This window comes from Accumulibacter sp. (assembly GCF_032229525.1).
GTDB lineage: Bacteria > Pseudomonadota > Gammaproteobacteria > Burkholderiales > Rhodocyclaceae > Accumulibacter.
Genome location: NZ_JAVTWB010000103.1, coordinates 1 through 9,237 on the forward strand (window position 1 = coordinate 1; position 9,237 = coordinate 9,237).

Here is a 9,237-nt window from a genome sequence, read left to right on the forward strand (position 1 = left end):
CCGGGCTGAAAAAGAGCCACCGGCCTGCCATCAGCGGCAAACTCCGCCAACCTGTTCATCAACTGCCGCGGTGACTGCTGTTTGTCGTCATGCGGGACAACCACGCTGTAATAAGAAACATAGATGACCAGGATCGCCCCGCCACAACTTGCCATGAAATTGAAAACGCGCAGTGATGGTATCGAGCGCCACATGATGACCAACATTGGCAGTGCCGCCACCAGCGACACGCCAGCCATGATTTTCGCATCCACCCGAAGCGCGTTGAAAACCAACAGTAAGGTTGCCGCCGAAAAAATAAGCGCCTGAACGCCGGCCAGCCATTTGACCGTTGTTGAAAATGACCGGTAAGTGGCGAGGATATTCTGCTGCATCAACGAGACAACGAATTGCGCCAGAAAAGCAGCCGCCGCGGGATAAATCATGAGCAGGTAGGAAGGACGCTTGCCGGCTGATATTGACAGCAAGAGATAAGGCGCCACCATCCAACAAAGAAAAAACAGCGAACGACGATTGTCGAGAATTCTCTTTGCCGACTGCCAGATCGCTATATAGAGAAACAGCGACCAGGGCTGGAAGGTTTCCGGTAGTTTCTTCAAGTAAAAGTAGAATGGTTCCGCGTGCGCACCCTGGGTATACTCACCGTCGAAGCGTCCGACACTGTTGACCCACACGACTTCCTTCACCGCAGCGAATCCCTGCGCTTTGTACAGCAGCCACAGCCAGACCAGAACAGGTAACAGGCCAAGGAGCGTAAAGATCAGCGGACTCCACCAGTTTTTAACAATTAGCCGCTTGTCCAGACAAATGGTTTCGAGCAGGAGATACGCGGAAATTACAACTCCGGGAACGGCCAGGCCAACCACCCCTTTGGTCAAGGTTGCAATGGCGATCCCTGCCGAGAACATGAACCAAATAATCTTTGAATTCTCTTCGCGTGAAAAATAGAACGACAACAGAGACAGAGAAACGCCAAAGGTCAACAGCACATCCTGGCCAGCCATTCGAGAGTGATCCCAGAACGACGCCATGGTAATCAGAAAAAATCCGGACAGTAGAATCAGCCAATCTTTTTGTTCTGACTTTCTGAAGAAGAACACAAAAAGCAAAACCGTTGCCAGACCGGCCAGGGCAGAAGGAATGCGCGGGGCAAAAACCTCATCGCCAAATGCTTTCATCGACGCAGCTTGTAGCCAGTAGCTCAGTGGAGGCTTTTCGAGAAACAGTCGGCCATTGAGAGTTGGAGCGACAAACTGGTTTGTCTGAAGCATATCTGCCGCCACCCCGGCCTCGCGTGGTTCAACCGATTCCCTGAGGTCGAATCGGTTCAGACCGCTAAAGATCAGCAAGCAGGCGAACAGCGTGACAAGCAGCCCGGGCTGCACCCAATCCGGCAAGCGAAAATCCATCGAAATCAGTCCTTCCTCAGGCAGTAGGCGCTGGGTATCCAACGTGCTCGTGGCGATGGCCCGCGAATTTACAAAGGGGCGAGGCTAGCCGCCACGAATTAGGCCGGGCTTAAGGAATCACGAGTCAGCGAGCGAAAGCAGCGGCGGTGCCGCCGGCGCGGCAGTTCATGCACGACGCCTTTGACTGCCGTTAAGGGATCGAAGAATCTTCGCTACGAGACCCTTGCCACTCGCCGCGACCGCTCCGCCAAGAGCGGTCCCTGCCCACAAGCTCGACAGCCTCCGAGCGAAGGCGTATAGAATCTCGGGCAGTCCGTTCCAGCAGCCCGCCGCCGACCGCAGCCGCTGATTCAGCCCGGCGATCATCCTGACAAATCTGAACAACTCAAGCCTGACCCGACCAGCTCGCCCGGAAATCCAATGAGCCCAGCAGCACCGACATTTGCACCTGTAGCGACAGCGCGTTCGGCTCAGCGGCAGCCGACGGACCCTCGTCTGCGACGGGAAACCATGGCCGTTGCAGCGATTGGCTTGCTGCTGTTCACTCTTGGTCTCTGGGATCAGGAATTCGTCGGCTTTGAAACGCGCTTCGCGGTCTTCGCCAGGCAAATGCTGCAGTATGGCGTTTCGATCTTTCCCAAGACCTATGGCGCTCCGTATCCGGATTACCCGGCCACGTCGACACTTCTGATCTGGCTGGGCTCGCTGCCGTTTGGCTCGGTCAACAAGTTCACCGCGATTCTTCCCACCGCCGTCGCCAGCGCCCTCAATCTGGCACTGACCTATCGCCTGCTGAGCGGCGTTTCACGTCAGTGGGCGTTCCTTGCGGTGTGCTTCGAGTTGCTGACGGCCACCTTTCTGGTCGAGGCGCGCGGCATTTCCCTCGACCAGATGCTGGCCACCATAACCCTGGCGTGTTTCGTTCTCGCCTATCGGCGGGACAGCCATGCCATTTCTTCCGCGCGCCCGCTGCTCTGGATCTTTCTCCTGCTGGTTCTGGGTTTCTCGATTCGCGGTCCGATGGGCATCGTCATTCCGGTCGGCGTGCTGTGCAGCTATTACGCGCTGACCAGTCAATGGCCCACGCTGTTCAAGATGGGCCTGCCCGCCCTGGCGCTGCTCGTCGCGTGCTGGTTTGCGCTGCTTTTCCTGGCGCGGATCGAGGGCGGCGAGGCCTTTGTCAGCGATGTCATCCAGATGCAGGTGACCGGGCGCCTCAGCGGCCACGAAGACGCCCTGCCGCGTTATTACTATCTGCTCAGCAGCCTGGCCAACTTCGCGCTCAGCTTTCCGGCAGCCCTGCTGGTGACGGTGACGGTGCTGGCCACTTCGCGCCCTCACCTGCGATTGCCGTTCCAGAAAAAAACCGACAGCCCGGCGTGGGATCCCGCCTTGCGCATGGCCACGCTGATGGCTGGATGGCTACTTCTGCTCTTGATCGGCCTGTCGATTCCGGAAACCAAGAAAGCGCGCTACCTCTTGCCGGCGGTGCCGGCGATGGCTGCGCTGGCCGCCTACGTGTTCATTGCGCACGGCAACCGGCTGCTGTGGGTCGTTTACCAGCTGCTGCAGAAGTTCTTGCTGCTCTTGCCGACGGTCTTGATCGCGCTGCTGTTTTTCGCGCAGCACTATGCCCGAAAGCACGGTCTGCAGGTGGAGATCAGGGCTTCGTCGCTGTTGGGCCTGCTGCTTGCCTGTCAGCTGCTGTCGCTGATCTCGCTGCGCAAGAGGTTTACGGTAGCGCAGCGCGACCAGCTGATCGTCGGTGTCGCTGCGCTCGCGTTCTGGCTGACGAATGTCCTGTTGCGCGAACCTGCCGAGCTTCAGATCCATTCGGCGCAGCCGTTCGTCCAGGCGGTCGAAGCGCGGCGCCACGAAAAACCCGCACCGCTGGTCCTCTACGGCATCGGCAAGGACAGCCTGGCGATCGTCTATCACGTCAACGTGGCCGGCGACTTTCAGCCGCAGTTCGTCGATCAGGTGACACAGCTGCTGGAGCTGCGCTATCCGGTCTACCTGTTGATCAGTGACCGGAACCGCCGATCGCTGGCGAGTGCGAGTAGCGGCGGCGAGCCACTCGAATTGCCGACACCGGCCTACCACGGCTTCTTCCGCGACGGCGACTACAGCGTCTACTATCTGGAACAGCCGCCGCGTTGACGGCGTGCTGCATTTCCTGACGACGCAGCAGCCTACTTCTGCTGACGCCAGATGCCGCCAATGGGACGCGCGTTGGCGTCCCCGGTCGACATCGGGGCGATATCGAAGATCGCTTCGATCGTACGAAGGAGGTCGTAGTGGTCATAGCGCGTGCTTACCTCGCCGGGAATCACGTCGTCGCCCGAGAAAACGGTGAACACCCGGTTGCGTTCGTTGCCAGTACGCCACCACTTCCTGTCACTCTCGTCAAAGGTGACGATGAGCAGGACATCACGACGAAATGCAGCATCCGCGATCAATCCGGAAAAATGCTTTTCCAGCCAGGCGTCCGCATCGCGCAGCGGTTTGTTGTGCGCATCGTGATCGAGATTCGGAATGACCAGCGAGAAGCTGGGCAGCTTCTGCGCCTTTGCGGCGAGCAGGAACTGATCGAAACCGGTGATGTGTTCGCGGCAAAAATCCTTGTCGTCCTGGACATCGGCAAAGCTGAGGAATGGTAGGTGCTTGCGAGCATAGAGCCCGATCGCCGGCCGTAGGTCACAGGAGCCACCGGGATAGTCTTCCGCATAGGCCATCCATGATTTCAGCTTCTGTCCCAGATGCACGCGATCGAGTCGCACAGGTGAATTATCCACCACCCCTTCGGTACTACCAGAAATCAGCGCGATGTAATTCGGCTGCGAGTGATTAAACGAGAAAGCGTGGTAGTTCGCGAGATATGCGCCCGACTCGGCGAGCTTGCCGAGGAATTTTTCGGCGCGTGCTTTGTCAGCGTGCGTATTCTCGAGAATCACCAGGACCACCTTGCTCGCCGCGGGCTTGTGAAAAGCCCCCGGCGGGTCGCCTGCAGGCGGTGTTCTCGAAAATCCCCAAACAACGGCGATCGCCACCAGCGCGATAGCCACCAGCAATTTGCGCAACATGTTGACTGACTCCCTGACGGAACTGCCTGGCGGCGAGAAGACTCCAGACTACCCATGGCTGTGAGGCGACCGAGAAGTCGCACGTAATCAGCATCACCAGTGTAAGCGACGGGAGCTGGCGTTTCCTGAAACCCTTCACCTGGAAGATCGCCTTTCCCTTCTCCTGCGGGTGTGCATGCCGATCAAGATAGCGATCAAAGCTTAGCCGAGACTTAGCTGCCGCCAGCAACCGTTTCCGGGATGACAAATACTGGAAAAGCCCCTTGCCGAAGTGTACCGGGGCCTTACGGCGACCACGCAGCCACCGTGGCGTACAACGCGAGCATCGCCACGACTGCTGCGCCGACGCTGATCACCAGAACCATGCCGGCGAGCATGTCTTTCACCTTGCCGACGAGCGGGTGCAATTCGGGATGGAGGTGGTCGACGAGCGCCTCTACGGCCGAGTTCAGCAGCTCCGCGGCGAGTACGAGCGCGACGCACAGCACGATCAGCGCCCACCACCAGGCCGTCGGTTGAAGCACGGCAAACGCCAGCAGGGTGGCGAGGCCGAGCGCCACATGGACACGGAAATTCCGTTCCTCCGTCCACGCGAAGCCGATGCCGGCGAAAGCATTGCGCAGTTTCTTTGTGAAGACCTGGTTTTTCATTGTCTTGACCCTTGCTTGCCACACAGCCGTGCAAGGCCGCTGCGGTCGCCCGGGTCAAGGAGCCACAATTGCCCACGTGTGAAGAAATGGCCGCCCATCAGGTAGCTGCCGATCATCGGCGCGAGCAATGGTCGCAGGCAAACGTCGAATGGCTGTCCCGGGCGCTTGAGGGACTCGACGAAGCCTGCGGCCGCCGCATCCACGTCAGGCGAAATCGTGTGCAACACGCCCCAGCGGGTGCCATCGTACTCGCGCACCACCCCGACGAATAGACGATCCTGGCCGATCCGGTAAGGCGTCGTCCAGATGCGAACCGTCGCCACTACTTGCTTCTCTGCCTGTTGAAGCGGGCGCTCGAACGCCAGGTCGTTCATCTGGCCGTTCCAGAAAGCCGGCGCGAGCGGTGCCGTGGGGTAATCCAGGCCTTGCCGGGCGAGACGCAGCATGTTCTGCGCATCGGCTTTGTCGGCGGCCAGCCATCCCGACCGACGCAGGCGGGCGGACAAGGCATCGGCGTTGGCTTCGACGATGGCGAAGCTCAGCGGTTGCGCGGGCCGGCCAAGCAGGGTGAACGTGCGGGAAAGCGTCTGGGTGCGCAACAGCTCAGCGACCGGGCGATCGAGCGCAACGCTCAACTCGGTCGGGTGCGCGGGCGCCGGTAGCCTGCGCGCAGAGGCATAGGCGATGCACCCGACAGCGGCAACAACGGCGAGGCCGCGAGCCGCTGTCCTTCGCCGCGGCTCGCTCGGCGCATGCCAGCTAATGCGGCCGCTGGCAGCCAGGAACTCGCTCAGGCTGATGCCGACAATCAGCCACAGGCTTCCGATCAGGTAGCCTGCCCAGACATCGCTCAGATAATGCACGCCGAGCACGATGCGGCTCAAGCCGAGCAGGACGATCAGTACACCTGTGGCGAAGAACAGCTTCGCCTGTGTCTTCCACGTCGAGTTGGAGCGGATCAGCAGATAGCCCAGGAAGCCGTAGAATGCAACGGCTGTGGTGGCGTGCCCACTCGGGAAAGACCAGGACGATTCGAGCAACAGGGCGTCGACCGGCCGAGGCCGCTGAAAGGCCAGTTTGGCCAGCGCGCTGAACGCGCTTGCGCCAAGGCTGGAGAGCAGCAAGGCCGCGATAACGTAGTTCAGGTTCGCCAGCCAGAGCACCAGGCACGCTAGCGCGAGCAGCGCTCCGACAACCGCTGGCTCGCCGAGGCTGGTAATCCACAGCGCCGGGGAAACGACCGCGGGGGTGCGAAACGCTGCGATCAACTGGGCGGCGGCGTGGTCGAGCGCGACGATCGGGTCGGAGGCGACGACGTCCTCGACAATACCCGCGAACAAGGCCAGGGCGAAGGCAAATGCCAGCACCAGAAGCGTCAGTGGCAGGCCTTTGAAATGGGCGCGAGCCACACGCTCGACGAGAAAGCGGACGCCGTCGGGATGGCGGCGCGCCAATCGCCGCAGATAGTGATTGCGGCCCAGGCCGGCCTTGATCGAGCGCGCGAGCGAAACCGCCACATGCCACACCGCGCCCCCATGGTGCACGACGAAGCGCTGCAAGAGCCACAGCAGCGCCCAGACCAGCAAGACGACGACGAGCGCCATCCCCGCACGTGACATCCACGCCTGCGCCAGATTGAGCGACTGCCCGAACAGGTAGCCGCCACCGACCCATTGCAGGCCCCAGCCGATCGCACCCAGGACATTCCAGAGCATGAAAGTGTAGCGCTGCATGCCGACAGTGCCGGCCACGAATGGTGCGATTTCCTTGATGCTCGGGATGAAGCGCCCCAGAAAGACACTCTTGGCGCCATGCCGATCAAAGAAGCTGCGTGCTTTCCCGAAATGATCTGGCGTCAGGAACCACACGCCGTCACGCACCCACCTGTTGCCATAGCGTTGGCCCAACCAGTAATTGAAATTGTCGCCAAGGACGGCGCCGGCGACCGCAAACCACAGCAGATCGCCGAAATCGAGATGGCCGCTGGCCGACAGGGCGCCAAGCATGAGCAGGAAGGTCGAACCGGGCAGTAGCAAACCCACCACGAATGCTGTTTCGAGCAAGGCGGTAAAGAAGGCCAGCCAGTAAGCGAGCAGATGGAAGTGCTCAAGGGATGGCAGGATAGAGGCGAAGAGTCTTTCGATCATTGAAGTACGCTAACGGTCATGACATGTGGAGGCAGCACCGATCATGAAAGTCATGACCGCCCCCCCTCTTCTCCGGCCCTTCTCCCGCAGTGGGGAGAAGGGAGATTCGTGAGTCGCATACGCGACTTTCACGTTAAGCCTTACGCATTCGCATGGCTGGCTGCCAGGCCAAAATCGCGAGGGCCGACCGCGCTGTCCAACCCAGGCCTGGCTTAGCGCTGAGTGGTCGTGTAGGCATTTCGCCCCGACCCGCGGAAGGTGACCGTCACCCGCAATCCACATGACTGGGCAACGTCCGTGTAGTCCAGCGCGACCGAAGCAGCGCAGCGATCGGTGATCGCCTTGACGATCGAGAGTCCGAGTCCCGAACCCGCTTCGTCATTTCCCAACACGCGGTGGAACGGCTCGAACACCAATGCCCGCTCGCTCGGAGCAATTCCCGGCCCACTGTCGCTGACCTGGACGACAACCCCTTCTTCTTGCGCGTGGACCGAAAGGTCGATTCGGCCACCCGCCGGCGTGTACTTGATGGCGTTGTCCACGAGATTCCGCACCAAGGTCATCAGATCGATTTCGGCGAGGATGATGCTTGCATCATGTTCGCTGATGACCCCGATATCAATCAATTTTGCCGCAGCCTGTGGATGCAGGTCTTCGAGTACCTGGCGAAAGACCTGCTCGACCGACACTGGCGAGGCTGCCATGACCGCCGGCTCCTGGACCCGGGTCAAGGTCAACAGTTGATCGAGCAGTTGGCGCGCGCGGCGAATCCCCTGCCGCAGCGCTGCCACGCGATCGCCTGCGACGCTGGACATTTTCGTGTCGGCCAGCCGCTCGGCTTGTAGCGACAGAGCGGTGAGCGGTGAGCGCAGTTCATGCGATGCGTCGGCGACAAAGCGGCGCTGTTGACTGACTGACTGCTCGACTCGCGAGAACAAGCGGTTGATTGCTGCCACGAAGGGGCGGATTTCGGTCGGCAGACCAGTGGTGCTGAGCGTACCGAGATCCTGTTCGCTTCTTCCGTCGAGATCGCTGGCGAGGCGGTTCAGTGGTTTCAGCATGCGGCGGATGAGGTCGCGCAGGACCAATAACAAGATGGGAATCAGAATGACGAACGGCATCAGACTGCGTAAAGCGCCGTCGCGGGCAATTTCGTCGCGCACCGCCGTTTGTTGCCCGACGACGAAGCGTGTGTCGGCGGCCAGGGTGGTGACAAAAAGCCGCCAGGAGTGATCCTCGACCATCACCGTCTGGAGACCGTCTGGCAGATCAGCGGAGAGCAACAGCGGCATTGCTGACGACCGCGCGGCTTCCCCGCTCGCGTTGGGCAGCATCTGCACCACCACGCGCGATTCCGGATCCGAGGCAAGATCGGACAAAGTTGTGAACGCGTTGCCAACCGGAAGGTGGTTACGGTCGATGAGGGCGCCGATCTGCCGAAGCGTGTCGTCCTGCAGTTCGTTCGCTTCTTCAAACGCAGTGACGAACGAGAACACCCCAGCGACCATCGCCACCCCCAGCAACAGCGCACTGACCCACGCCGAAAGCCTGAATTCCAGCGACTGCCTCAATGCGCCTTGGGGACTAGCCATCCCATGCCTCTCACGTTGCTGATGGCATCGTTTCCGAGTTTCTTACGCAGCGAGTGGATGATGAACTCGACGGCGTTGCTTTCCACCTCGCTTCCCCAGCCATACATGCGATCCTCCAACTCGCTTCGCGACAGGATCGCCCCGGGCCGGATCATCAGGGCATGCAGAAGGGCGAACTCGCGCCCCGACAAGGGCACCGTCTTGCCGTCGACAGACACCGCTTTTGCCGCCACATCCAGCGATAGCCTGCCGTTGCACAGCAGAGGGCCGGCAACCCCCCCTTTGCGACGGACCACCGCGCGCATGCGCGCCAACAACTCGGCCATCTCGAAAGGCTTCAATAGATAGTCGTCGGC

General features: G+C 60.6%; 7 protein-coding genes. 1 reads left to right on the plus strand and 6 read right to left on the minus strand.

The features are described 5' to 3' along the window. Positions 1 to 1,409 (minus strand): glycosyltransferase family 39 protein (locus tag RUW20_RS06450; RefSeq protein WP_313951378.1); only part of this gene is annotated, 1,409 nt, incomplete at its 3' end. 510 nt (positions 1,410 to 1,919) lie between these two features. Between RUW20_RS06450 and RUW20_RS06455 the strand changes: the two genes are divergently transcribed. Continuing rightward, on the plus strand, positions 1,920 to 3,569 hold the full coding sequence (locus RUW20_RS06455) for a glycosyltransferase (protein WP_313951379.1): 1,650 nt from the start codon (positions 1,920 to 1,922) through the stop codon (positions 3,567 to 3,569). 32 nt (positions 3,570 to 3,601) lie between these two features. On the opposite strand, the gene RUW20_RS06460 is transcribed toward RUW20_RS06455, so the two are convergent. From RUW20_RS06460 to RUW20_RS06480, 5 genes are all read right to left on the minus strand, one after another. Then, positions 3,602 to 4,492: an alkaline phosphatase family protein gene (locus tag RUW20_RS06460; RefSeq protein WP_313951380.1), complete on the minus strand. Its 891-nt coding sequence runs from the start codon at positions 4,490 to 4,492 to the stop codon at positions 3,602 to 3,604. A 284-nt stretch (positions 4,493 to 4,776) separates the two neighbouring features. Further along, the gene (locus RUW20_RS06465; RefSeq protein WP_313951381.1) at positions 4,777 to 5,142 is read right to left on the minus strand and encodes a diacylglycerol kinase; all 366 of its coding nucleotides are present in this window, start codon (positions 5,140 to 5,142) and stop codon (positions 4,777 to 4,779) included. After that, entirely contained in the window at positions 5,139 to 7,289 is a 2,151-nt protein-coding gene (locus tag RUW20_RS06470) for an LssY C-terminal domain-containing protein (protein ID WP_313951382.1), read from the minus strand. The genes RUW20_RS06465 and RUW20_RS06470 overlap by 4 nt, the downstream gene beginning before the upstream one ends. 212 nt (positions 7,290 to 7,501) lie before the next feature. Then, positions 7,502 to 8,881, minus strand: a complete 1,380-nt coding sequence (locus RUW20_RS06475; protein WP_313951383.1) for an ATP-binding protein — start codon at positions 8,879 to 8,881, stop codon at positions 7,502 to 7,504. Then, positions 8,857 to 9,237, minus strand: a 381-nt coding sequence (locus RUW20_RS06480; protein WP_313951384.1) for a response regulator transcription factor, incomplete at its 5' end; no start/stop codon positions are given. The genes RUW20_RS06475 and RUW20_RS06480, both read right to left, overlap by 25 nt.

Excerpts from the sequence above, each read along its gene's own strand:
- RUW20_RS06455 (WP_313951379.1), top strand. The coding sequence starts at position 1,920 with ATGGCCGTTGCAGCGATTGGCTTGCTGCTGTTCACTCTTGGTCTCTGG.
- RUW20_RS06460 (WP_313951380.1), bottom strand. The coding sequence starts at position 4,492 with ATGTTGCGCAAATTGCTGGTGGCTATCGCGCTGGTGGCGATCGCCGTT.
- RUW20_RS06465 (WP_313951381.1), bottom strand. The coding sequence starts at position 5,142 with ATGAAAAACCAGGTCTTCACAAAGAAACTGCGCAATGCTTTCGCCGGC.
- RUW20_RS06470 (WP_313951382.1), bottom strand. The coding sequence starts at position 7,289 with ATGATCGAAAGACTCTTCGCCTCTATCCTGCCATCCCTTGAGCACTTC.
- RUW20_RS06475 (WP_313951383.1), bottom strand. The coding sequence starts at position 8,881 with ATGGCTAGTCCCCAAGGCGCATTGAGGCAGTCGCTGGAATTCAGGCTT.